The organism is Streptomyces sp. NPDC101160 (genome assembly GCF_044768205.1).
GTDB lineage: Bacteria > Actinomycetota > Actinomycetes > Streptomycetales > Streptomycetaceae > Streptomyces.
Map to the genome: position 1 here is coordinate 20,036 of NZ_JBIWPJ010000001.1, position 23,328 is coordinate 43,363.

Here is a 23,328-nt window from a genome sequence, read left to right on the forward strand (position 1 = left end):
CGACGCAGCCGGACAAGGTGATTCAGGCGGGCGCGTCGACAAGCGTCTGCTGCCGCTGGTCCACCCGCGCGCCGGCCGGCTCAGCGGCTGGAGCCCCTGCGTTTTCGCTTTGAGCACGTTGGCGAAGAAGGCCGACGATGCTGGCGAGCGGTGCGCGACGTCATCGCGTGGCGCGAAACGCGCTTCCTCATGGATGAGGATCGGGCGGCGCTCGCGCTGACCGAGGCCGCCACCCGTATCCAGGAATGGTGCTCCCAGTGTGACCGACGAGATCTGGGAACGCCGCCGCCGACCACTGCACTGGCGAGCAAACGAATGACGCCCCCGACACCCGGCACCCATCCAGAGCTCTTGACTTTTCCTCACGGAAGGACACCAACACATTGCTGACCAACGTCATGTACGTGACGCTCTACGTCACCGATCAGGACCGCGCGCTGAAGTTCTACACGGAGCAGCTCGGCCTGGAGAAGCGCATCGACTTCCCTAATCCCGACGGACGATTTCTCACCGTGGGCGTCCCCGGCAGTCCGGTTGAGCTCGTCCTGTGGGCGCACGCCGCGGCCGCGGGGAAGCCGACCGAGGTACTGCTCGGCGCCGCGCCCGGCCCGGTCTTCCTTGAGTCGGACGACCTGCGGGAGGACTTCAAGGTGTTCCGCGACCGCGGTGTGACCTTCGACCAGCCGGAGCCGGAGGACTACGGGTTCGGCATCCGCATCGAGGCGGTGGATCCGGACGGCAACCGCATCTCGCTGCGCGAGCGGCCCCGGGCAGGCCGCGGCTGATGGCTGACCGTTCGTAGCCACGGCCCGTTCTAATCGATGACAATGACTGTATATAACGCAGAACCGACCCTGAAGAGGTTCCAGCATGCCGATAAAGATCGACTCAGTGATCGCACGACAGCGCGTTGACGACCTGGAGGCAGCGCTCCCGTTCTACGAGCGGCTTACGGATCGGAAGGCCAGCCGCTTCGAGTTCGCCGGTGTGCAACTGGCGAGTGTCGGGCCCTTCCTGCTGTTCTGCGGTCCGGACGAGGCAGTGCAGAAGGTCGCCGGGGTGAGTGCCACTCTGGCGGTCGGAGATCTGACCGCTGCCGTCGAAGAAGGGGTTGCAGCCGGTGCCACGGTGGTGATGCCAGCGCAGCCCACGCCCAACGGTCACCGAGCGGTCCTGCGCCACCCGCATGGGGGCGTATTCGAATACGTCGGCCCCTGACTGAGCCGAGAACCTCCCGCTCGGGACGGCGCCGTTGTCGTTCATGGGCGGGGTTGGCGGCACTGGTCTGCGGAAATTCGTGGAGGGTTGTTCGGTGATCGAGGTAGAGCCCGCAAGCGCAGTCCGGGGCTTCTTCTGGGGAGCAGGCCAGCAGTCCGCTGGGGCAGGAAGGTGTCGGCGTAGCCGTCCCGGCTGGCGAGGTAGAGCGCGAAGCCCCAGGTGTGCAGGACACCTGGTGATCAACTCCCCTCCACGAACTTCCGCGGAGCAGCACTAGTGAGCCCAGGGCGGGGTGATGGTGTTGCCGTCAGCAAGTTTGGCGATGAGCCCGACACGTGTGGTGACCCACATGCTGGCGGGCTGGTCGGTGGTGTTGGCGACTGCCAGTTCGGAGCCTGCAGGTGCCACTGCCGCGTCACCTGCGCGGAGTTCGGCGCTCTCATCGTCGATGGTGAGTCGGAGGCGACCGGAGAGGACGTAGAAGGTCTCCTCGTCGCTGATCGTGTGGGTCGGCCCCACCATTGCGGCCGGGATCTCGACGCGCCAGGCGGCGAGGTCCCGGCTGCCGGTGTCCGGACGGACGTAGGACACGAAACGGCCACCGTGAATCTCGTGTACGACAGCTTCGTCACTGCGGATGAACGGCATGCTCCAGCCTTCTTCTAGACAAGGTACTTGTCTATACAGACAAGCCGCTTGACCAGTTATAGTCAAGTCCATGGACGATGCCCTGGCCTTCTCCGCACTCGTGCTGGCACTCTCCGGACAGCTGGTGCAGGAAATCCACAACAGCGTGTCCCAGCAGGGATTCGAGGACCTACGACCCGCACACGGCTTCGCCTTCGCCCGCATCTCTGCAGGCGACGCCACCACGGCCGACCTCGCCGAGCACCTGGGGGTGACCAAGCAGGCCGCCGCCCAGCTGGTCGAGGAGCTGGTACGAAAGGGGTACGTGGAGCGGCATCCACACCCGTACGATGCCCGCGCCCGCCTCCTGGGACTGACCGAGAACGGCTGGGCCGCTACGCGCGCCGCTGACCAGGCAGCCCGGGCTGCCGTCGCACCGTGGCGAGAAGTACTGGGCCCGGCGCGCTTCAGCGAACTCGTCGCCGACCTGACACTCCTTGCACCGCCGGGACCGGTCCGCCCTGCCTGGTGAGCCGATGACCCACCGCCCGCCCTGGGGACCGCCTGCCATGAGCGAACCGTCCGCCAGGCCAACCGGCCAAGTGGCAGACGACATGCGAGTTGCCGCGCCGAGCCCTCCGCGGACCGGTGAACCTTCCTGGTCAGAGCACCAGCCAGAGGATCGGCCAGCGCGTCACGGCCATTGACCGACGTGGTGTCCCGGCGGCGCACCAGGTCGATCGCCTCCACGATCCGGCCCTGCCGCTCCCGGACAGCGGCGAGCATCGGGAAGACGTTGAACGGCTCCAGTCGAACCTGCCGGACTAACGCGAGCCCTGCAATGCCGGCGGAGAATCGCTTGGCCAGTGCTCGGCAGAATCATCATCATGTGGCAATGCCTGAGAACCGATTCGCTGTTGCACCGACCGTAATACGGCTCCCCCAGTACACCAAGGCGGATCGGGAAGAGATCCTTGGCAACAGCGATGACCCCTTCAATGTCGCCTCGACCGGTCTGACCTGGCTGCCGAAGGAAGAACACTTCGGCATCAGACACGAAGGTCGGCTCGTGGCACACACGGGCCTCCTGCGACTGCCGGTCTCGATCGGCGACGCAGCGACAGAGGTGGTGGGCGTCGGCGGGGTGGCCGTCGCACCGGGCACGCAAGGCCAGGGCCTGGCTCGGCTCGTCGTCGCAGCCGCCCTCGAGCACGCCCGCACGATGGGTTCTCAGCACGCTCTCCTGTTCTGCCGGCCTCCCCTCGTGCCGCTCTACCAGCGCCTCGGATGGCACCCGCTTGACAACGACGTACTCGTCGAACAACCCGAAGGCCGCCTGGTGACCATGCCGCTGCGGACCATGGTGACGCCCCTGCGCGACGATGCCCGCTGGCCCACAGGGCCAGTACGACTGCTCTCGCTCCCCATGTGACGGAAAACCACCCAAACGGCAACCAGCGCTCACACATCAGTGTCGAGTCCCGGTTACGCACCCAACCCACCTCACCTGACCGTTTGCCAACCAATCCAGTCGCCGCAGGTCAACGAGAACAGCAGAACTAACTTCGCTGTCAAAGGACACCGGCCCTGGTCTCCCCACAGCTTCAGGCAGCGGAACAAGGACCCGCGCCGTGCTCCCCTACCGGGAGCGCGCTGCCGAGTGGACCCCCTGCCGCTCCTGGCTGCTTTACGCAGACGTCCAGAACCTTCGAGGCCGGTGGCCCCCTCCGGAACAGGCAGGAGGGCACGAACCGAGGTGCTCGGAGTGGAGGGGGGCGGCTTTGCAGGGTGGGTCGCCGGTCTGCCTATGCTCAGGCCCATGGCACTGGAATGGGAACAGATCATCGTCGACTCCGCCGACCCCGTCGCTCTCGGGCACTGGTGGGCCAAGGCCCTTGGCTGGGTCGTCGTCGACGAAACCGAAGAGATCATCGAAATCCGGCCCGAGCCGGACCGCATGCCGGGCCTGCTCTTCGTACCCGTCCCCGAGGGCAAGACATCGAAGAACAGACTCCACCCCGACTTCCGCCCCGACGACCAGGAGACCGAAGTCGCCCGACTGCTCTCCCTCGGCGCCCGGCGCGTCGACACCGCGCAGGACGGACAGCACTGGGTGACCCTCCTCGACCCAGAGGGCAACGAGTTCTGCATCCTGAGTGACCGCAAGAGCTGAGCTGAGCTGAGCTGAGCTGAGCTGATGAGGATCTCTGAAATCGGCTAAGGACGCCCTTCATTCCGCTTTGTTGCACTTTGAAGCGAATGGGTGATATGGGGAGTCAAGAGCACGTGTGAGGACCCGGCGCCCGAAGGTCGCCGGGTCCTGTTGATCGGTGACGATCAGACGAAGTCGCTGCCCGCGGTGTTCACGGAGTCCGCCCCAGCGAGGTGGCGATGGTGGGACGGGCCGCCCCAAGAAACCGCCACCAGCGCAACACGGAGATCGATCTTGACCTCAACTTTGCTTGAGGTTCTACGGTGCTTGCACCAGCGATCATTCCTAGGGGGCACCGCACATGACGACCCAGCACACATCCGACGCCGAACTTGCCGCTCAGCCGGCTGCGTACTGGACCGGAGTTGCCTACGAGGCCATCATCTCGTTCACCCGATCTCAGCAGGCCCAACTGGGCTTCACCCAGCCCCAGTTCTGGCTGCTGCGCAACCTGTCGAAGAACGACATCTCACCCGACGGACGCGGCATGACCATCCCTGAACTTCAGCAGACCATGAGCTCTTACATCAGGCCCGAAGACGACCTGAAGGCAGAAGCGGAAGTCCTGCTGGAGCGCGGTTGGCTCACCCACGATGCCGAGGGACGACTGTGGATCACCGAGTCGGGCGAGGAGGCTCGTGTCGGTTTCAAGCAGCACGCCCCGGCCATCCGGGCCCGCATCCATCAGGGCATCAATGACGCCGACTACGTCACCACACTGAAAGTGCTCCAGCAGATGATCCGAAACACGGGCGGCCCCCTAACGTAGCCACCCCTGCCCGCATCGAGTGGGCCCCTCCACCAGCCGACATCTGCGTCTCAAGCGGAGCTCGAACGGCGTGTTTCCGTCGTACTCCGGCGGACCCCTGCCCTGCTCAGCGTCCGGTCACAGCCGATCCGCCGTGAGAGTCGCACTCGTACTACCTGCGCGTTCTTCGCCGGCTCCCATGGCGTTGAGGAGCACTGTCAGAGGCCATCCTGAGGAAGAGGAAGGTGAAGCGCGCTGTCGTACGGGCCGGGCAGGACGTGGAGGGCACCGGCCCGAATGCGCGAGCGCGCCGACCAGCAGGTGAGGATGCTCGCCCCCCCACGACTCGGGCGCCTCCGGAAGCTCAAGCCAGTCGAACTAGATCTCCTCGCCCGGCGCGGATGTGCGATCACCGCGACGTTCCGGCCGGTGGAGGCATGACACGGCTCGCAGTGCGACCGGACCTCTCCTGTGACACCGGGTGCCAGCCGCCCCCGCGTACGGTCTGCGCATGGCTACTCAGACTCCCCTGGGCAATCGATACGCGACTTCGCGACCTGGCAGCCCGTACTGAGGCTCTCGCGGGCCGCCAAGGCGGGCAAGGCCGGTGCCGAGCCCATACGCGTGGCGGGTCGCATCGGGCGAAGCGGTTGGAGTCTGGCCCTCCCACACCCGGTGCCACAGCCCGGTCGAGCCCGCCAGACCGATGACATACAGGAGGAGCTCGGCGCGACGGAGGAGGAAATCGCCGCCGCCGAAACACGCCTGGGCGTCTGCCTGCCCGAGGAACTCAAGGTGCTCTACCGGTTGCCCCGGGCACGCTGGGAGGACTGGGAGGACTGGGTCGACGACTACGAGACGGCGGACGGTGTCTTCGAAGTTCGACCCGCCACTGCCGCTGGGAGTTCGCGGCCAGGGAGGCGGTCGTCACCTGGCCCGACGCCTCAGTACAAGGGGTCATCGGATCACCCGGGTGGATCGTATTCGGCGAGAACGGCGGCGGAGACCAGCTCGCGGTCGACCTGACGCCCGGCCCGCGTCCTCAGTCACGAGGAGAGCGTCGGCGCCGAGTTGCTGGCCGACTCGCTCACCGACTGGGTCCTGGACCGGGAGACGCACGAGCGCCGGCACCGCAGAGAGGTACTCGTCGCGCGCCATCCGAACCCGTCTGCGTCGGTCGGGATCCGGGCGGTGATCCCTGAGCCCTCCGACCGGGCCGCGAACCGCAAGCGGCGCGGCCGGCTCGGCGGCCGTCCGCCTGCCTTCGACCGCGAGGCCTACAAGCAGTCCAATGCCGTTGAGCGGTGCATCAACAGACTCAAGCAGTGGCGCGGCCTTGCCACACAGCTACGACAAGACCGCCACTATCTACCTCGCCGGACTCCACCTCGCCGCCATCTTCATCTGGTCGGCGAGATGATCCGAGAGAAGCTGCCTAGTAGCCGAGGTCCTTCTGCTCGGTGATCAGGCGGCCGGCGATGTGCAGGTTCCCGTCGGAGTCGAGCACGGCGATGATCTTCTTCGTGGAGCCGTGGTGGGTCGTGAAGTAGATCTTGTCAGCCTCCTGCGAGGAGGAGTAGTTCGTGTTCACGGACAGCTCGATGCTCACCGGGGAGCTGATGAGCACGTCCTTCTTCGGTGAGTTCGGGTAGACCTGGTTCTGCCGCAGCTTGACGCGGCCGTGGGTGTCCCCCTCGTCCCAGTCGGACGCCACGCCGAGGTCGATGTCAGCCATGCGATTTCCCCTCCGGTTGCTGTGGACGAACTTTGTGGCCGGGCGCCACAGGACATCCCGAGCCGAGCCCAGAACCTACGCAGTTTGTTCACATGGCGGCGTCACATCGCGGGACTATGACTAATTTCCGCCCCGCTTCGTCCCAAAAGTGGCCTCAGGGTACTAGAGGTGCAAAAAAGACCGAAAAGATCCGTGACAGTTCTCGGGGGTAGCGGATAGATCGACGCTCTCGGATCAGCCGGCTGGCCAGATGATCCGAAGGAAACGGCCTAGTGCTCTGACGGGGAAGGTTCGCCGGGTTGGCGGATCATTCCTTCTCGGAGGCAGCGGCGAGGTGACGGCGACACAAGTCGGCAGCCGTGGGATGGGGCCTGTGCAGCGCATCGCTGTAAAGCCGCATCTCACCGGAGCCGGCCGAGGCGCTCACGGCGTGGGGCGAGGTGGAGGTGGCGGCGCTGCGGCACTACATCGCCTACCGGCGGCTGGTGAACATCGCGTCGGTGATCCTCCGTCCGAAGCACGAGGCGATCCTGGTCCGTCTCAGACGACCATCGATGAGGTGGACAAATCGAAGGCACTCGCACGGGGAGGGGCGGTCGAAGCCCGGCTGGCCGCCGGCGGCACATCGACCAGCCGTTCATCGCCATCTGCCGGTGGAAGAACAACATCGAGACCGCTGAGGAACGGCGGATCTCGTACAAGACGACGGTCGAGCGGCGGCCCGAGCTCCAGTCATCGGTCCACCAGAAGCACGGCTACGAGGTCCCGGAGTGGATCACACTGCCGGTGACAGGCGGCTCCGATGCCCATCTGTCATGGGTGGTCGGAATCGTCGACGTTCGTCATCGGCGTCCGCTCCACACTCAGGAGGGAGGGAGCCGATAGAACCAGGGACGCTGACCCGGCTTTGAGGGGGCGGCTGCGCCCCGCTCTTCAGCAGGAGAAAAGACGCGAGAGCTGCCACGACGGACCGTGCCGCAGCTGCCTTCGCTCCCGGCGACCGCCCTGGGAGCCGCGCTGAGCGGGCCGAACAGGCCTGGATGATCCATCAGAATCGGGAGGCGGACCGACGGGCAGATACTCGGCCGCCTTTACCGGTTCTCCAACTACTGCCATTCTGACCGGGCTTGAGAATCAGGAGGAGGTTCTTTGTCTCGCATATCCACTCTGGCGGTGGCGCTCACCAGCGCGGTCGCCCTTGTTTCCGGCGGTGCCGTCACAGCCTCGGCGGCGCCCGCGAAGGCTGTCGGGGAAACGATCCCGCAGACCGCCCCGGCCACCGCCGCGGAGCAGGTCGACCCGGTGGTCTGGACGCCCTGCAACCCGGACCCGTCCAAGCCCGATCCCAAGATCTACGACTGTGCCGTCTACCCGGTGCCGCTGGACTACGCGAACCCGTCCGGCGAGAAGATCGGCATCGCCATGCTGCGGCGACGGGCCGGCGACCCGGCCAAGCGCATCGGTTCGCTGTTCCTCAACCCCGGCGGTCCCGGCGGCAGTGGATACCTGTGGGCCACCACGACCCGCTTCGAGCCCAAGGTCCTGGAACGCTTCGACCTCATCGGCTTCGACCCGCGCGGCGTCGCGCGGAGCAACCCGCTGCGGTGTTTCGGTACGAAGGAGGAGGCCGACGCGGTCTTCGGCCGGATGACGGGTGTGCCCGTCACGCCGACGGAGGTGGACGACACCCTCGCGGCCACCAAGGACTACACCGATGCCTGCGCCCGTAACGCGGGTCCGCTCATCCGGCACATGTCCACCATCAACGTGGTGCGCGACCTCGACCGGATGCGTCAGGCCGTCGGCGACGCGCAGCTCACCTTCGCCGGCTTCTCCTACGGCACGCTGATCGGTTCCACCTACGCCAACATGTACCCGGACAAGGTGCGGGCCGTCATCATCGACGGCAACGTCGACCCGCAGCTTCGCCTGCACAACGGTCTCGAGTACGACCGGCAGCGCGCCGCGGGCGGCTTCGAGCTTGCCCTGGACGAGTTCCTCAAGCGTTGCACGGCCGCCGGCGCGCCGCGCTGCGCATTCGCCGAGGGCGACACCCGCGCCAGGTTCGACGCGATCCGCGACCATCTGCGCACCAGCCCGGTAACCCTGCCGAGTGGCGAGACGGTCACGCTGAGCAGCTTCACCAGTCAGGTGGCCAACGCCCTGTACGCGCAGAGCCGACTGGCGCCGCTGGCGCGCTCGCTGCAGGCGCTGGACCAGGTGATCAACCCGCGGCCGGGCTTCGGCGTCACGGTGGCCCAGGGAGTGTCCTCGGACGAGGCGGACCGGCTGGCCAAGGTCGCCCCGGCCGCACTGCGCGAGGCGCCCGCCGACTCCCCGTACACCGCCGACGACTCCTACTTCGGCGTCAACTGCCAGGACAAGCCGTACCCGACGAATCCCAAGGCCTTCGCGAACCTGGCTCGCGCCTGGGAGCTGGACGCGCCCACCTTCGGCCGCTACCAGGCCTACGACTCGCCCGCGTGCGCGACCTGGCCGTCGCCCGCACGCGCCTCCGAGCGGTACACCGGCCCGTGGAACAAGCGGACCGCCAACCCGGTCATGGTCATCGGCAACACCTTCGACCCGGCCACGCAGTACAGGTTCGCCCAGAAGATGCAGCGGGAGCTCGGCAACTCCGTCCTGGTCACGGTCGACATGATCGAGCACTGCGCGGTCGGCCGCAGCAAGGCGCTCAACGCGCTGGTGACCTCCTACCTGGTGGACCAGACCGCGCCGAAGCCTGGACAGGTCCTCACGCCGGACCTCGACCCGTTCCCCGTGCCGACGGCCTGACACACCTGTAGACCGCGGGCGCGGTGACGGCTGAACCGCCGGTCACCGCGCCTGTGGGCCCCCTGCGCATCGCTCGGGCCTGCCGCACAGACGTCGCCGCTCTCCCGCGAAGGTCCAGGTCGGCGCTGCGGGCCTCGATACCGGCGGAACAGTGTGGCGTTCCGCCCCCGGCGAGCTTCGGAGGTACTGGACGCGCCCGCTCGGCCACCCCCAGCCGGCCGACTTCAGCGAGCCGGTGCTCGACGACAGTGCACCTAGGTTCACCATGAGATCGGGTACAGGCTTCATGGCACCGTCCTCCTGCGGTGCCCTAGCGTCGTGCCATGACGATTCCAGCTGGACTGAGACGCACGGTTCTCCGGGCGCGGCGGGACACCGGCTTTCTTGCCGCTGGTCTGCTGCCGCACCTGGCGATGGTGCCCGTGTGGGCCTGGGCGGCGACGACTACCGCCAGGACGGGGAACTGGCTCCTTACGGTTTCCCTATCGGCCGCCCTGGTCCTGCTCGGCACCCCGATGCTGACGGCCGTTCAGCGGACTCGCTACCAGGTACTCATCGGTGTGGACGTCCCCCGGCTCACCCCCACGGCGCCAGAACAATGGACGTGGGCCTCGACGACCCGGTGGCTCGCGGCGACGCGGCCGTGGCGCAAGATCGGCTACCACCTCGTGCTGGGGCCGCTGCTCGCACTGCTGGAGCTGCTGGTGCTCGCGGTGGCAGCGGCGGGCCTGGCGGGCGTCACCGTCTACGCCTGGTCATGGACGCTGCCAACCGCAATCCGCCAGGACGGGTTCGGCTACCTGACCGAGCTGCCGGCTTACACAGCGGCTGGACTCCTCCTGCTATGTGCCCTGCCCTGGACCGCTCGGGCAGTAGCCCGGGCCGAGGCGCGGCTGGCGTCGGGCCTGCTCGGGCCCAGCCGGGCGCAGCGGCTCCAGGAACGGGTCGATCAGCTGGCCGTGAGCCGGACCGACTTGATCGAGGCCGTCGACGCGGAGCGCCGCCGGATCGAGCGCGACCTGCACGACGGCACCCAGCAGCGGTTGGTGTCTCTCGCGGTCAACCTGGGTCTGGCCATGGCCACCCGCCCGGACCTGCCGAGTGATGCCCGCGAGCTGATCGCGAAAGCGCACCTGGAGGCGAAGGAGGCGATCGCCGAACTCAACGACCTGGTGCGGGGGCTGCACCCGGCCGTGCTCGAAGACCGAGGTCTGGACGCGGCGTTGTCCGGGCTGGCTGCCCGCACCCCCCTGCCGGTGCGGCTGCAGGTCAGCCTGGAGGAGCGGGTGGCGCCCAACGTGGAGTCAGCCGCGTACTTCGTGATCTCCGAGGCGCTGACCAACGCAACGAAGCACGCCAACGCGACGCGCGCAGAGGTGACAGTCAATCAGGTCGGCCAGATGCTGCGCATACGCGTTACCGACGACGGGCTGGGCGGTGCCGACACCGCCGCCGGCACGGGACTGACCGGGCTGGCCAAGCGGATAGCGTCCCTCGACGGAGCCTTCCACATCAGCAGCCCTGTGGGCGGGCCCACCACCATCACCGCGGAGCTGCCCTGCGCGCGGTGATCGCCGAGGAATCGGTGCTGTTGCCGGTCGGCCTGATCAAGGCGCTGGAGACGGGCGGGTTCCAGGCCGCCGCGGAAGCCGACGACGCGGAAGGCGCCGTTGGCGGCAGCGGCGGAGCACCGGCCCGGACTCGCCCTGACGGACGCCCGGACGTCACCTGGCCTCACCAACGAGAGGGTACGGGCGGCGATGCAGATTCGCCGACGCCGGCCGGGGACACCGGTAGTGCCGCTCTCGCAGTACTTGGCGCCGAGGTCCGCGCTTGATCATTCGTTGTCCCTTGACCTTCTTGCCCGCGTCGATGCCTCTGGTCGCGGCCGGGACTGTGTCTGCGCTGCGGACGGACTGCGAGTCGATCAGCCTGGCAGTCGGTTCTGCATCCCTGCCGTCGGCCGCCCGGACGCGCTCGCGCAGGGCGTCATGGATGCGTTCGACGGTGCCGTCGTCGTGCCACCAGGTGAAGTACCAACGGTGGGCCGGGGCGTTCTGTGGAATCAGTTCTGTCAAGCAGCAGCCGTCATCCGGGGGGCATCATCTATGGCTGCGCCACTGTTCGGACAGTGGCCTCTTCCACCTGGTGTCGGCCGGCTTCGCCTTGGGTCCAGACGAATGCACGCCAATGACGCGATGCCTGGCTGCTCCAGTGCTGGAACTCCTGAACCACCACGTTGGCGGAAACCCGCCAACGGATGGTGCGGCCTGAGGCCTCGGGAACGTCGGTGAGGCCGTCCAACTGCTGGGCGAGCACGAAGCTGTCGATCTCGACGGTGGTGCGGTCCCAGGTCGAGACCATGTCGGTGAGCGCGTGGGATTCGATGAGGGCCGGAATAGACGGGGCGATTTCGAGGAACGCACCACCTCCGTCGTCGACTCCGACGGATCCGTTGGTGTGCACCAGGTAGCGCACCGGAGACGAGACGCGTTCGCCGAACCAGTCGAAGTACCAACTGCGGGCGGAGTCGGTCCACATGCCCTGACCAAGGTCGTAGTGCCAGTCACGGAGCACTTCGTGGCGCTCGCCCTCGACGGTGAAACTGCTTCGGACTTGATAGCGGGAGCCCGCCGTACCTCTGCTCGAATCCCTCGCGGCGGATCACGAGCAACATGGGCGTGGGGATCGGCCGGCCGAAGCGGTCGCGGATCCGAAGGAACTCCGTTGAGAGTCGGCGCTCAGTCGGATGCTCCCGCCGACCGGTGCGTTCAAGCAGATTTCTTGCACGAGTGGAAAGACCGGTGAGGTCGTCCAGGAGGTGCATCCTGCACTTCATTTCCCAAGGCGGGGTTGGTGTTGTGCCTCACGCTACCCGGTCGAGACCGTCCAGTGCAGTGAAGGACCAGCGGCTTCGTGTCGGCCCATGCTTTGGTGATGCGGGGATGGTCGGCGGCGATGTCCGAGAGCACATGGCTGCCGCCGGCATTGTCGGAGACGCTGGCAGCGGTGACCAGCGCGGTCAGGAGAAGGCCGAGTGTGTCGACACCGATGTGGCGTTTGCGCCTGCGATCTTCTTGCCGGCGTCGATGCCCTGGCCAGTGGCCGGGACGTTCGCGGAGGTTTTGATGCTCTGGGCGTCCAGGACGCAGGCACTCGGCTCGGCGTTGCGGCCTTCGGCCTTCCGGACAAGGCGCCGCAGGAGACCATTGAGCTGGTTAGACGGTTTCCCATGGGGCGAAGTCGTGAGGCAGGTACCCCAGGGGATCCCGGTCCGGTCGACGTAGCGGATGGCGTCCATGATCCGGCGCAGGTCGTGTTCGGGCAACCGGCCGATGTCCAGACCCTTCCCTCTCCGTTCGGCACGCCAGGCAGTCGGTCGGGGGCTGCTCTGCTTCTGCCAACAGGAGCCGGCGGTGGGACGCATGCCAAGCGGCCCGAACCCGTCGAAGGCGAACGTGCGGTCCGGGCGCGCCCATTGACCGCGTACTCAATCCGTTCCAGCTTGGCGCCGAGCGCCGCTTCCGGGGACGTCTTCCAGGTCTTCGTCCGCTGGCCGGTGATCCCGTGGCGTGCCAGTAGGGACCGCAAGGCCTCGCGGCCGATCCGGACGGACCGGGCTATGTTCCTGCGCAGGTGATCGACCAGTTTGCGGACCGACCGTGTTCTGGCATCGCAGTCAGCAGCTGGGGAGGGGTTCGATGTTCGACCTGGTCGATTCGTGGTCGGGTGCGTGCCAGCGCGCGTACATGATCCAGGCGATCGAGCGTTCGACGACTCGGCGGCGGGGCGGGGCCACGAAGCTCCGCGGCGGTACGACCCTCCTCGGCGGTACGACCCGACGGGGCGTCAGCCGGTACTGGAGCATTCCTCAGCTGGCTGACTGTCTTCAAGATCAGGTTCGGAGACTGCATGCCCAGGTCACGAGCCGTCCGGCATAGCCGGAGTCGCGCCAGGCGCGGATGATCTCGCGGTGCGCATCAGGCGCAGGCGCAAGAGGACCGGGCCGAGCGTGGTGGAACGTGTGCAGGCCGAAGGCGAAGACAGCCGTGAGCAGGGTGGCGTGCGGACGCTTCCAGTGCGCGAAGCGCCCGTCCGTGGCACACCTGCGCGCGGGATCCTCCGGCATCTCGCCGGAGCGGCTTACGGTGGCCACCTGCGATGGAGGAGATGCCGTGGAAAGAGCTGGTGACGCCCGCCCAACGCGGTGCGGACCCTCGGCCGTACCCGTGTCTGCGGCAGGGCCCGGACGTCGGCAGGTCCTGGGGGCGGCGGCTGCCCTGGCCCTCGGCGGGGCGGCGACCGCGGGCCGGGGAAGCACGGCATCCGCTGCCTGCGGCACGCTCGCCACTGCCGCCTCCCCGGCCCACGGCACGGGGCCCGGCCTCGACGTTCGCGCGGAGAACCGTCTGCCTGGTGCGACCGCCTGGCGGATCACCACCCCAGGAACGGCCCGCGCCCTCGAAGGCTTCGCCGATCAATGCTCTGTGCCGCCGGGTGGCACGGTCGGGCTGCGTGTGTCCACGACCGCGCCCCGCTTCACCGTGACGGCCTTCCGCATCGGCTGGTACGGGGGTGCCGGGGCACGCCTGGTGTGGCGTTCGGGGGAACTGCCCGGGCAGCTTCAGCAGCCGGCCCGGACAAGCCCGGACACGCGCATGGCATACGCGGACTGGGAGCAGACCACGCAGCTGTCCACCGCGGGCTGGCCGGAAGGCTGTTACCTGCTGCGGCTCGACGCGGTGGGCGCACGAAAGCCCGCCCAGCGATACGTCCCTCTGACCGTGCGCTCAGCGTCCACCGCTGGCCGGTCGGTGTTCGTCAACGCCGTGGGCACCTGGCACGCCTACAACCGCTGGGGGAACGCGGACCTCTATGGCGGGCCCGACAGTCGGTATGCCTCGCGCTCGCTCGCCGTCAGCTTCGACCGGCCGTACCGCAGCGCGCACGGCGCCGGACAGTTCCCCCGCTATGAGGAGCCCCTGCTGCGCATGGCCGAGCGGATCGGGCTGCCGCTGGCCTACGCCACGGGTCCGGACCTGGCGCGCGAACCGCAACTGCTGCACGGGGCACGGGCGGTGCTCTCCCCAGGACACGACGAGTACTGGAGCCCCGAGCAACGCCGGCACGTGGCCGCAGCCCGCGACCGCGGCACGAACCTCGCCGTCTTCGGGGCCAACTGCTGCTACAGACGGGTCCGCTTCGAGCCCTCCGCCGTCGGACCCCAGCGGGTGATGGTTTGTTACAAAACGGACTACGCCCGCGACCCCGGGTTCCAGCAGGGACTGCCGCCCACACACGAGTTCCGCCACGCTCCGCTGCCCGAACCGGAGAGCGCGCTGCTGGGAGTGCTCTACGACGGGTACCCGGTCGACGCGCCATACGTGGTGACCCACCCGGACCACTGGCTGCTGACCGGCACCGGCGCGGCGGCCGGCGACACCTTCGCACACCTGGTGGGCGTGGAGTACGACCGGATCGACCTGCGGTACCCGACCCCGCGGCCGGCGGAAATCCTGGCCCACTCCCCCGTGCTGTGCAAGGGCCTGGCGAGCTCCGCGGACACGGTATACGCCTCGCTGCCCTCGGGAGCCGGGCTGTTCACGACAGGCACGATGCGGTGGGTGGAGGCCCTCGAAGCCCGGGACGGCGGGAGGGGGAACCACGGGCTCGACGGGAAGGCGGGAACGTTCACCCGGACTGTGACAGAAAACGTGCTGCGCGCCTTCGCCGCCGGCCCGGCGGGCCACACACGGCCTGCACAGGACAACGTAGCCCACCACTACGGCGGCCGGAACCCACCAGATCCCGCTCGGCCGGCCTAGTACTCCAGCAGGATTTCGCTGTCTGACCTGGCATTTCGCCGGATGGCGGGAGGTGTGGCGGGTGAGGGCGCCTGGGCAGATGCCCCGCTCCGGGTCAGCCGTCAGCCGCCTTTCGAGCACCGTGAGCCCGCCCCGCGATGACCGCGCCGGTCACGACGGCCAGTACGTACACGGTGATGCTCGCGGCGAAGCCTCCCGGTAGCCAGCCCAGCAGGCCGGCGTTGTCGTGGTCGACGAGCTGGCGGATTGCGCCCTGGGCTCCGATGACGAGCAGGGCCATGCCCAGGGCCTGGTAGAGGCCGTATTTCATGAGTTTCTCCTCAGCCTGGTTGCCGTTTACCATGCACTTGCACTGTAAACCGATGGTGCTCGGTTTTGCAATGCGATCGCATGGTGAAGGTGACGAGGGAAGGCGGCGGCATCGTGCCGAAGATCGTGGATCACGAAGCGCGCAGGACGCGTCTCGTCGAGGCCGTCTGGTCGCTGGCCGTGCGCGGCGGCATCGAGCAGGTGTCGCTGCGCAAGGTGGCCGAGGAGGCGGGCGTCTCCATGGGCCAGGTCCAGCACTACTACTCCTCCATGCAGGCCCTGATCCGCGACGCCCTGGACCGGGCCGTACGGGCCGTGAACACCACCATCGAGAACGCGGTCGCCGCCGCCGACACGACCAGCCCGGAGACCGTCCTCCGCGCCTGTCTGTACGCTCTGATCAGCCCGGCCGAGGAGAGCTCGCGGCTGATGCGCTTCGCGCTGGCGGCTGCGGGCCGGGCGGCCTCCGATCCGACGATGGCCAAGGTCCTGGCACCGGGCGACGACGAGTTGCTCACCTTCACCGCCGGCCTCATCACGGCGGCCCGGGAGGAGCGGGGCAGCGAGCAGCACGGCGAGGGACGTACCGACGCCGACATCTGCTGGTCCCTCGCCACCAGCCTCGGCGTGGACATCGCCCTCGGCTACCGCACCCCGGAAGCCGCCGAACGCGTCCTCGACCACTACATCGAGCAGGTCCTCCGCTAGGCGGACTTGCGGCGCCGGGACGCGGTGGTCTGTTTCGCCGCCGTCTTGGGGGCGGGGGCCTTCTTCGCGGCCGCGGTCTTCGTGGCCGCGGTCTTCGTGGCCGCGGTCTTCGTGGCCGGGGCCTTCTTCTTCGGCTTCGGTATCTCGGGTACGGTCGCTGGGCCGCCGGCGGGTCCTGCTGGATGCTCCCCTGCGGGGACCGTCCCCGGCCGGTCGTGCCGTGGTGCCGCCGGGGGTCGGGTCGCCAGATGTCCACCGGCGTCGAGCCGATGGCCAGGCCGCGCTCGACGAGGAGTCGGCCCATGTGCTTGAGGGTGTGCAGTGACACCGCGCTGCGCGCCACGGCGAGTTCGGGGAAGCGGGCAGCCAGGGACGCTTCCAGTGCGGGGAGCCCGGAGACGTCGCGGAGCCAGGCGATCAGGTGCAGGTTCTCCGGTCCGGTCAGGCCGACGCTGAGCCTGATCTCCGGGAGCGCCGGGACGGAGCGGGCCACGCTGTCCAGTTGCGCCGCCGGCACGCGGCAGCGGAGCACGGCAGTCACCGGCCGGCCGGAGACCGACTGGGCGACCTCGCAACGCATCCGCATCCGCCCGTCGGCCATCAGCCGGCCCAGACGGCGCCGTGCGGTCGGTTCGCTCACCCCGAGGCGCGTGGCGAGCTCAGTGGTCGGCAGGCGTGCGTCGGTCGTCAGCATGCGGATCAGCTGCTCGTCGAGTTCGTCCAGGCGCCGGACCGGCTCGTCGCGGGCCGCGGTGTCGCCGATCGCGGTCTCGCGCTGGGCCAGCTTTAGGGTTCCCAGGCGCCAGCGGCTGCCGTCGCCGTACGTGGTGACCAGCAGTTCGGCATGGTGGGCGCGCAGCCCCTACCTGTCCGGGGCGCTGATGCTGGGCCTACTGCTCGGCAGCGTGAGCACCTCCCTGCTGCTGCACGCGGCCGGCCCCGTGCCGGCGTTGTTGGCACCCACCGTCGGCACACTCGCGGGGCTCGCCTTGATGGGCACGGTGCCCCGCGACGAGCCGTCCGCTGAAGTGCCTGCGGCAGGCCGCGTCGACTGGGCCGGGTCGGCGCTGCTGTCGGCCGGCCTCGTGCTGGCCGTGCTCGCACTGCACCAGGGCACGGCCTCGGGGTGGACCGCACCCGCAACGCTCACCTGCCTCGGCACCGGCCTGCTGCTGGTCGCCGCCTGGGCGGCGCTCCAACTGCGCTCCGCCACACCGCTGATCGACATACGCCGGTTGTTCCGGCCGCGCCTGCTACCGGTGTTCGCGGTCGGCTGCTGCGTGAACTTCGTCGTCATCGGCGGCCACGTCTCCTACACGGCCTACCTGACGGACCGTGGCGGGCTCGGACTGAAACCCGCCGCCGCAGGGCTGGTCCTGCTTCCGGCCTTCGGTGCGATGGCCGCGTCCAGCGCGCTGACCAGCCGGTTCGGACGGGTCGCCGGCTTCCGGCGGGTCACCGTGACCGGCGCCGCGCTGCTGGTCGCGGGCACGATGGTCATGCTGCTGCGGCCCTCCACCGCGGTCGAGGTCGCGGCGGCGCTCACCCTCGCGGGAACCGGGCTGGGGCTGATCACGGGCGCGACCCGGGTCCTGGTGATCGACGGCGTGCGCGTCGAGGAGACCGCCGCCCCCGAGGGCCTGTTCGAACTGCTCGTCAGCCTGGGTATCGCCACCGGCTCGGCCACCACTGCGGCAATCCTGGCCGCACAGGACGACAACCTCCCCGGCTACCGGACCGTCTGGACGGTCGGCGCCGGGGTCGCCCTGCTCGGCCTCGCGGCGGCCCTGTGCCTTCCCCGCCCGGCGGGGAAGGCAGACTGAAGGCCAGGCAGCTGTTGCTACTGCGGGGGGCGGCCCGCAGAGCAGCAGCTCGACGATGCCGTCCTCATGGATCTCCGACATGGATCTCCGACGCATCACCGACGCATCACCGACCCGAACGACCCCTGGGACGAGTGGAAATCCTCGCCAGCCCTCGGCACGAGCACGACGATCTCACGGACGGTTCAAAGAGACCGTCCCTAGTCCCTCTCGGCGTCGCCCCTGTGGCCGAGCGGTCGGCGCTGTTCCTCGCGCCCCACGCCCGGGGACTGGCGCTTGGCAGTCATGCCGCGCTCGTCGTCCGCGTCCTCCACCCGGCGGCCCTGTTCCGCCTCCTCGGCCTCCCGGCGCGCCTCTGTGTCGCCGCTTTCGCCGACGGCTTTGGAGGGGGTGGTCCGTGGCGGCGTGTCCGCGGGCAGTGTGCGTCGGCGTTCGTGGTGGCCCATGGTCTCCTCCTGTCCCGCGCGAACATCTCGTGCCGCCGCCTCGCACGGAGGGGCGCCACGTGGAGCGGCTGCCCATCGGCGTCACGGTGAAACACCGTGCGTGGGGGCCAGTACGAAGGTGTGCCCGGCCGGATCCATGAAGCAGCGCACATCGGTGCGCCGGTCCGTTCGGGTGCCGTTCTGTTCGGCGGCCACCGGGCGTGCACCCAGGGAGACCGCTTCGCGCTCGGCCTCGTCGAGCGCGTCGGGGGCCACGACGATCCGGAGATGGGCCTGCAGGGAGTCGTCCGGCCGCGGCCAGCTCGGTGGCGCGTGGCCGGGGTCGCGGTGGATGCCCAGGACGATTCCGGTGGCGCCGGAGATCAACAGCAGGTCGGGGTCTCCACCGCTCGGCTCGACGGTGGCGCCGAGCAGCTCGGCGTAGAAGCGGGCGAGGGGTTCGGGGTCGGTGCTGTCGAGGACGAGGATGCCGGTCTTGGAAACGGTCATGACCTCCGTGTGCCCGCTCATGCCCCTTGCAGACGAGCTACTCGCCGAGCGTCTTGTGGTGCGGCAGTTTCGAGAGTCTCAGGCCCTGGCGGAAGCGGCAGTCGTCGCAGACGGCGAGTTCCTCGGACGGGACCGCTCCCCGCAGCACAGCCCGCGAGGAGCGGCCCGGCCACCCGCTGCCGGGCCCGGCGCGGCCCGCCACCCGCCTCACCACCGTCTCCGCAACCGCTCCCGACGTCTGGCGATGAGGCAGGCCGCAGCCCGCACGTCCCATTGGTACGGCGCTCCGTGCGCGTCGTCGAAGCGTTTGCGGGGAGGCCGCCAGGTCGACAGCCGTCCTCTGTCCGCGGTGGGCGTCGGAATGCAAGGAAGATCACTGCCCCAGCCGTACAACCCTTGGGCCTCCTCGTGCATCTTCTGTGCGCCGGGCCCGCCGCCAGGCGCGGGCACCGACCGGCAGAACCCGGTCGGCTGGCCTTCGCCGCTCGCGCAAAGCTTGTGCGGACCCGGCGGACCCGTACGACAGCGACTCCTACCAAGGGCAGAGCATTTTGATAACTACGACACTGGGTGTGCGCCGTGCCGTGACCGTCGCGGTCACGACCTCGGCCGTGCTGGCCGGCGGCCTCTTCGCCGGGCAGGCGCAGGCCGCGACGCCGCCCGCCCCGTCCATCACCGCTCCGGGCGGCTTCGTCATGAACAACGGGACGGGCACGACGCTGTTCGGGAAGGCCGCGGACAGCCGCCGGTCGACCGGTTCCACCACCAAGATCATGACGGCGAAGGTGGTACTGGCCCAGACGAACCTCAACCTCGACGCCAAGGTCACGATCCAGAAGGCCTACAGCGACTACATCGTCGCCAACAACGCCTCCTCGGCACACCTCATCGTCGGGGACAAGGTGACGGTCCGGCAGCTCCTCTACGGCCTCATGCTGCCGTCGGGGTGTGACGCCGCCTACGCGCTGGCCGACAAGTTCGGTACCGGCTCCACGCGCGCGGACCGGGTCAAGTCGTTCATCGGAAAGATGAACGCCGAGGCCAGGAGGCTGGGCCTGACGAACACGCACTTCGACTCGTTCGACGGGATAGGCAACGGGTCGAACTACTCGACCCCTCGCGATCTGACGAAGATCGCGAGCAGCGCGATGAAGGACTCCACGTTCCGCACCATCGTCAAGACGAAGTCCACGAGCCAGAAGGTGACCACCAAGACCGGCGGTTACCGGTACATGGCGTGGACCAACACCAACAAGCTCCTGAGCACCTACAGCGGCGCGATCGGTGTGAAGACCGGTTCAGGTCCGACGGCGAAGTACTGCCTCGTCTTCGCGGCCACCCGTGGTAGCAAGACGGTCATCGGGGCGGTGCTCGGTGCGCCGAACGAGGCGAACCGGGCGGCCGACGTGAAGAAGCTGCTGGACTACGGCTTCGCGAAGTAACCGGCAACGGGACCGTATGCACGACAGCGTCGGTCCCGCCTCGGGCTGCTGCCCTTTCAGCCGACGGTCTGTGGCGTAACGGGCGGCCCGGGGGAGATAAAGAAGCGCTCCGTTGCTCCCGCACAGCTTGCGCGGGAGCAGCGGAGCGATTCCTTGCGCGACAGGGTGTCCATCGGAGCCGATGAGATCCAGCTCCACCCTCGGTCGTCCAGCAGCACCAGGCTGCGGTCATCTGCGAGTACAGCCTCAAGCCGTGCGGTCACCGACGTATGCCGGGCGTCCGTGGCAGCATGTCCAGATCCACAAAGGTCACCAAACGAGTCACAGCAGTCACTTTGCTCTTCTCTCGACTCGCCGACTCCTGGCCGAGCCCTTGCGGTGAACGGCCACGATGGCGGTGCACGAACTGTGCTGCAGGACTGGGGAGTTCGCCGACTGGGTGACATATCCCTCCCCCGTCGTCGTAGCGCCGGTGGCCTGAGAAGGTCGACCATGGAGTCATGACCTCGTCGCCCCGCCCGCCGCACGTCGATGGCCCACCGGATCCGACAGGCGGGACTGACTCGCCCGGCGGAGAGTCCGCTCCCGCACGCGGGTACCTGCTGGACAACGCGCGCGCCGAGGCGGGCGAGCGATTCGTCTGGCTGGCCGAGCTGTTCGACGGTGTGACGCGCGGGCACTTCGATCGACTGGGGGTCGGGGCCGGCTCGCGCTGCTGGGAGGTGGGGGCCGGCGGCCCCGGAATCCCCGAGGCGCTCGCGGAGGCCGTGGGTCCGACCGGCTACGTGCTGGCCACGGACATCAACCCGTCGTGGCTGAAGGCAGGCGACGGGTACGAGGTGCGCCGGCACGACGTCGCCGCTGATCCGCCCCCGGAGCCGGGGACGTTCGATCTGGTGCACGCCCGGCTCGTGCTGGTCCACGTACCCGACCGGGCCCGCGCGTTGGCCACGATGGCGGCAGCGCTACGGCCCGGCGGCTGGCTGCTGGTCGAGGACGCCGATACCGCTCTGCAGCCACTGGCATGCCTCGACGAAAGCGGCCCAGCACAACAGCGGGCCAACCGGCTGCGCGACGCGGTCCGGGAGCTGCTGGTGCGCCGCGGCGCGGACCTGCGCTACGGGCGGACGCTGCCGCGGGCCCTGCGTGAGGCCGGCTTGGTGGATGTCGCCGCGGCAGGCACTTTTCCGGTCGGCGGGCGTGCCTGTGACCGGCTGGAGGCGGCGACCATCCGGCACGTGCGCGGCGAGCTGATCGCGGCCGGCCTGGCCGACGACGCCGAGATCGACGCACACCTGGCCGCCATCGACGCGGGCGAACTCGACCTGACACTCGCACCACTGATCACGGCGTGGGGACGCCGTCCGGCCGAACGCCCTCCGGCCCTCGGCTAGGACTTGGCCGGCCGATCATGTGACTACTCCGCGCCTGGGTCGCTGACCCTCGGCACCGCCACAGCCACAGCTGTGGTCATCTGGCTCCGTACGTGATCGCTCTGACGGGTCCTCAATCGACCCGTACTTCGGTGTTCTGGCAGGCGTGCAGCAACCAGCTCCCGTCCCCCTGCCTGGTCATGACGTACAGAGGGGCGCCCTCCGTGTTGCCCTCTGCCGAGTGGTACACCTGCCGGACCTTGACGGCGGCCACGTCGGGCCGCAAGAACTGCGTGTGCACTGCCTCGTAGGTGACCTTGCCGTCCCAGCTCGCGCTGGGCAGGACGGCGCGGGTGAACTCGGCGATCGCGTCGAAGCCGATGAGGACCTTGCCGTGGGCAGTCGTCCAGAGGGCGTCGGGGTGAAAGAGCGCGAGGAAACCCTTGACGTCCTTGGCACGCTGAGTGCGCTCGACCGCAGCCACCACCTGTTCGATGGCCTTGATGTCTGCGGTTTCGGTTTCGGTGTTCATGCAGATCATCCTGAGACCTCAAGTCAGCTTGAGGTCAAGGGCCGCAGACGCCGAGATCGCCCGGACAAGTCCTGGGGAGGATCGAGGAGTTGTACGGGCCCACAGCGCCGTTCGTCGAGGGAGGCCAGGCAGCTCTCGCAGGTGTGCGCTGCGCCTCACCGGAGCCGGGCCGGCGGGCGTACGGGCTTCGCAGAGCTTGGCGTGCGCGACGGTCGCCGAGCTACGGCGCTCCGGTGCCGCCCGCCGGGACCGGCGGGCGGCACCGTCAGCCTGGGTCAGTTCCAGGACCACATCTGCCATGCCCCGCCGTTGCAGGGGAACCACATCGCCTGGCGGCTCTGGCCGCCGTCCAGGCACTTGGAGGCGTCGTGTGCCCAGCGGAAGCGGTAGTAGGTACGGCCGCCGGCGGAGCCCGCGTACTCGACGGTCCACCTCTGCCAGTCGCCGCCGTTGCACGAGAACAGGCCGTTGCTCTGACCGCCGTCGAGGCACAGGCCCGCGCCGTCGCGCAGCTGGTAGGTGCTTTCCGTAGACGCGGCGATGTCCTGCCAGATCTGCACCGGGGAGCCGTTGCAGTCCCAGGTGCTGACCCAGCCGCCGCCCCCGTCGAGGCACTGGCTCTTCGCGAAGTTGTACATCTCGCCGTTCCGCCAGGCGGCGCTGGCACTGCCCGCCGTGGCGACGTTGACGCCGGCGGCGAGCGCGAGCGTGGCGGCGGCCGTTGCGAGGGCGCGTCGGGTGCTTCGGAGCTTGAACATGGTTCCGGTCTCCTCAATCTGACGAGTCGTGCGCTGGTGGGGCCGTGCAGACGCTTCCGGTCGCACCGCGGCGCGCAGGCGCCGTAGCAGGCAACTCGGTCGGGGAGTCTCTCGCGCCAGTCGGCGACGAGGCGTCATGTCGTGCGCCGTCCTCGTCCCCCGTAAACGAATGCACGCCGTCGACCGGCCGAGAGGCGCGACGGACGAGTCGTGCCTGGCATTGATCAATCCGGCCGCCTCCCCTGGTCGCCTCAAGCGCGGAATCCGCAGGCGTGCTCCGCACGCAT

Annotated in this window: 23 protein-coding genes and 4 pseudogenes; 16 read left to right on the forward strand and 11 right to left on the reverse strand. The window is 68.7% G+C overall.

The window, feature by feature from the left end:
• Window positions 1–383: 383 nt before the first annotated feature.
• On the forward strand, window positions 384–785 hold the full coding sequence (locus ACIRSU_RS00125) for a VOC family protein (protein WP_403787329.1): 402 nt from the start codon (window positions 384–386) through the stop codon (window positions 783–785).
• An 85-nt stretch (window positions 786–870) separates the two neighbouring features.
• Window positions 871–1,218 carry a VOC family protein gene (locus ACIRSU_RS00130; RefSeq protein ID WP_403787331.1) on the forward strand — a complete coding sequence of 116 codons (348 nt, stop codon included), beginning with the start codon at window positions 871–873 and terminating at the stop codon, window positions 1,216–1,218.
• A 273-nt stretch (window positions 1,219–1,491) separates the two neighbouring features.
• Here ACIRSU_RS00130 and ACIRSU_RS00135 read toward each other — a convergent pair whose 3' ends face one another.
• Window positions 1,492–1,866, reverse strand: coding sequence for a cupin domain-containing protein (locus ACIRSU_RS00135; protein WP_403787334.1), 375 nt, complete (start codon window positions 1,864–1,866; stop codon window positions 1,492–1,494).
• A gap of 70 nt (window positions 1,867–1,936) precedes the next feature.
• On the opposite strand from ACIRSU_RS00135, the gene ACIRSU_RS00140 reads away from it, so the two are divergent.
• The 5 genes and pseudogenes from ACIRSU_RS00140 to ACIRSU_RS00160 all read left to right on the forward strand — a co-directional run.
• Window positions 1,937–2,377 carry a MarR family winged helix-turn-helix transcriptional regulator gene (locus ACIRSU_RS00140; RefSeq protein WP_403787337.1) on the forward strand — a complete coding sequence of 147 codons (441 nt, stop codon included), beginning with the start codon at window positions 1,937–1,939 and terminating at the stop codon, window positions 2,375–2,377.
• Between the two features lie 363 nt (window positions 2,378–2,740).
• A complete protein-coding gene (locus tag ACIRSU_RS00145; protein WP_403787340.1) occupies window positions 2,741–3,277 on the forward strand; it encodes a GNAT family N-acetyltransferase in 537 nt (178 codons plus the stop codon).
• Window positions 3,278–3,664: 387 nt separating this feature from the next.
• On the forward strand, window positions 3,665–4,018 hold the full coding sequence (locus ACIRSU_RS00150) for a VOC family protein (RefSeq protein WP_403787343.1): 354 nt from the start codon (window positions 3,665–3,667) through the stop codon (window positions 4,016–4,018).
• A 340-nt stretch (window positions 4,019–4,358) separates the two neighbouring features.
• Complete coding sequence (locus tag ACIRSU_RS00155) at window positions 4,359–4,826, forward strand: MarR family transcriptional regulator (RefSeq protein WP_403787346.1); 468 nt, start codon at window positions 4,359–4,361, stop codon at window positions 4,824–4,826.
• Between the two features lie 1,090 nt (window positions 4,827–5,916).
• Window positions 5,917–6,225, forward strand: a pseudogene (locus ACIRSU_RS00160) (transposase); the annotation flags it as partial.
• A gap of 15 nt (window positions 6,226–6,240) precedes the next feature.
• Here ACIRSU_RS00160 and ACIRSU_RS00165 read toward each other — a convergent pair.
• Window positions 6,241–6,540, reverse strand: coding sequence for a DUF6342 family protein (locus tag ACIRSU_RS00165; RefSeq protein ID WP_403787349.1), 300 nt, complete (start codon window positions 6,538–6,540; stop codon window positions 6,241–6,243).
• A 690-nt stretch (window positions 6,541–7,230) separates the two neighbouring features.
• Between ACIRSU_RS00165 and cutA the strand changes: the two genes are divergently transcribed.
• The 4 genes from cutA (at window position 7,231) to ACIRSU_RS00185 (ending at window position 11,173) form a co-directional block, all read left to right on the forward strand.
• On the forward strand, window positions 7,231–7,425 hold the full coding sequence (gene cutA, locus ACIRSU_RS00170; protein WP_403789352.1) for a divalent cation tolerance protein CutA: 195 nt from the start codon (window positions 7,231–7,233) through the stop codon (window positions 7,423–7,425).
• 264 nt (window positions 7,426–7,689) lie between these two features.
• On the forward strand, window positions 7,690–9,336 hold the full coding sequence (locus ACIRSU_RS00175) for an alpha/beta hydrolase (protein WP_403787351.1): 1,647 nt from the start codon (window positions 7,690–7,692) through the stop codon (window positions 9,334–9,336).
• Window positions 9,337–9,659: 323 nt separating this feature from the next.
• Window positions 9,660–10,907: a sensor histidine kinase gene (locus ACIRSU_RS00180; protein ID WP_403787353.1), complete on the forward strand. Its 1,248-nt coding sequence runs from the start codon at window positions 9,660–9,662 to the stop codon at window positions 10,905–10,907.
• On the forward strand, window positions 10,904–11,173 hold the full coding sequence (locus ACIRSU_RS00185) for a hypothetical protein (protein WP_403787356.1): 270 nt from the start codon (window positions 10,904–10,906) through the stop codon (window positions 11,171–11,173). The genes ACIRSU_RS00180 and ACIRSU_RS00185 overlap by 4 nt, the downstream gene beginning before the upstream one ends.
• A 269-nt stretch (window positions 11,174–11,442) precedes the next feature.
• Here ACIRSU_RS00185 and ACIRSU_RS00190 read toward each other — a convergent pair whose 3' ends face one another.
• Entirely contained in the window at window positions 11,443–11,877 is a 435-nt protein-coding gene (locus ACIRSU_RS00190) for a hypothetical protein (protein ID WP_403787359.1), read from the reverse strand.
• Between the two features lie 374 nt (window positions 11,878–12,251).
• Window positions 12,252–12,763: pseudogene (locus tag ACIRSU_RS00195) on the reverse strand (transposase); the annotation flags it as partial.
• A gap of 1,090 nt (window positions 12,764–13,853) precedes the next feature.
• Between ACIRSU_RS00195 and ACIRSU_RS00200 the strand changes: the two are divergent.
• Window positions 13,854–15,161: a N,N-dimethylformamidase beta subunit family domain-containing protein gene (locus ACIRSU_RS00200; RefSeq protein ID WP_403787362.1), complete on the forward strand. Its 1,308-nt coding sequence runs from the start codon at window positions 13,854–13,856 to the stop codon at window positions 15,159–15,161.
• 94 nt (window positions 15,162–15,255) lie between these two features.
• Here ACIRSU_RS00200 and ACIRSU_RS00205 read toward each other — a convergent pair whose 3' ends face one another.
• Window positions 15,256–15,504 (reverse strand): hypothetical protein, encoded by a 249-nt coding sequence (locus tag ACIRSU_RS00205; protein ID WP_403787365.1) that lies wholly within the window; start codon window positions 15,502–15,504, stop codon window positions 15,256–15,258.
• 47 nt (window positions 15,505–15,551) lie between these two features.
• On the opposite strand from ACIRSU_RS00205, the gene ACIRSU_RS00210 reads away from it, so the two are divergent.
• Window positions 15,552–16,178 carry a TetR/AcrR family transcriptional regulator gene (locus ACIRSU_RS00210; RefSeq protein ID WP_403787369.1) on the forward strand — a complete coding sequence of 209 codons (627 nt, stop codon included), beginning with the start codon at window positions 15,552–15,554 and terminating at the stop codon, window positions 16,176–16,178.
• Window positions 16,179–16,779: 601 nt separating this feature from the next.
• Here the strand turns inward: ACIRSU_RS00210 and ACIRSU_RS00215 are convergent.
• Window positions 16,780–17,037, reverse strand: a pseudogene (locus ACIRSU_RS00215) (Lrp/AsnC family transcriptional regulator); the annotation flags it as partial.
• Between ACIRSU_RS00215 and ACIRSU_RS00220 the strand changes: the two are divergent.
• Window positions 17,003–18,001, forward strand: a complete 999-nt coding sequence (locus tag ACIRSU_RS00220; protein ID WP_403787372.1) for an MFS transporter — start codon at window positions 17,003–17,005, stop codon at window positions 17,999–18,001. The pseudogene ACIRSU_RS00215 and the gene ACIRSU_RS00220 overlap by 35 nt on opposite strands.
• 200 nt (window positions 18,002–18,201) lie before the next feature.
• Here the strand turns inward: ACIRSU_RS00220 and ACIRSU_RS00225 are convergent, their stop codons facing one another.
• From ACIRSU_RS00225 to ACIRSU_RS00235, 3 genes and pseudogenes are all read right to left on the reverse strand, one after another.
• The gene (locus ACIRSU_RS00225; RefSeq protein WP_403787375.1) at window positions 18,202–18,447 is read right to left on the reverse strand and encodes a hypothetical protein; all 246 of its coding nucleotides are present in this window, start codon (window positions 18,445–18,447) and stop codon (window positions 18,202–18,204) included.
• Between the two features lie 81 nt (window positions 18,448–18,528).
• The gene (locus ACIRSU_RS00230; protein ID WP_403787378.1) at window positions 18,529–18,936 is read right to left on the reverse strand and encodes a VOC family protein; all 408 of its coding nucleotides are present in this window, start codon (window positions 18,934–18,936) and stop codon (window positions 18,529–18,531) included.
• 40 nt (window positions 18,937–18,976) lie between these two features.
• Window positions 18,977–19,069 (reverse strand): annotated as a pseudogene (locus ACIRSU_RS00235) (AAA family ATPase); the annotation flags it as partial.
• 439 nt (window positions 19,070–19,508) lie between these two features.
• On the opposite strand from ACIRSU_RS00235, the gene ACIRSU_RS00240 reads away from it, so the two are divergent.
• A complete protein-coding gene (locus ACIRSU_RS00240) occupies window positions 19,509–20,378 on the forward strand; it encodes a D-alanyl-D-alanine carboxypeptidase family protein (protein WP_403787381.1) in 870 nt (289 codons plus the stop codon).
• A gap of 500 nt (window positions 20,379–20,878) precedes the next feature.
• On the forward strand, window positions 20,879–21,772 hold the full coding sequence (locus ACIRSU_RS00245) for a methyltransferase domain-containing protein (RefSeq protein WP_403787384.1): 894 nt from the start codon (window positions 20,879–20,881) through the stop codon (window positions 21,770–21,772).
• A gap of 112 nt (window positions 21,773–21,884) precedes the next feature.
• On the opposite strand, the gene ACIRSU_RS00250 is transcribed toward ACIRSU_RS00245, so the two are convergent.
• Window positions 21,885–22,292 (reverse strand): SgcJ/EcaC family oxidoreductase, encoded by a 408-nt coding sequence (locus ACIRSU_RS00250; RefSeq protein WP_403787387.1) that lies wholly within the window; start codon window positions 22,290–22,292, stop codon window positions 21,885–21,887.
• A 266-nt stretch (window positions 22,293–22,558) separates the two neighbouring features.
• A complete protein-coding gene (locus tag ACIRSU_RS00255) occupies window positions 22,559–23,041 on the reverse strand; it encodes an RICIN domain-containing protein (RefSeq protein ID WP_403787390.1) in 483 nt (160 codons plus the stop codon).
• Window positions 23,042–23,328 lie beyond the last annotated feature (287 nt).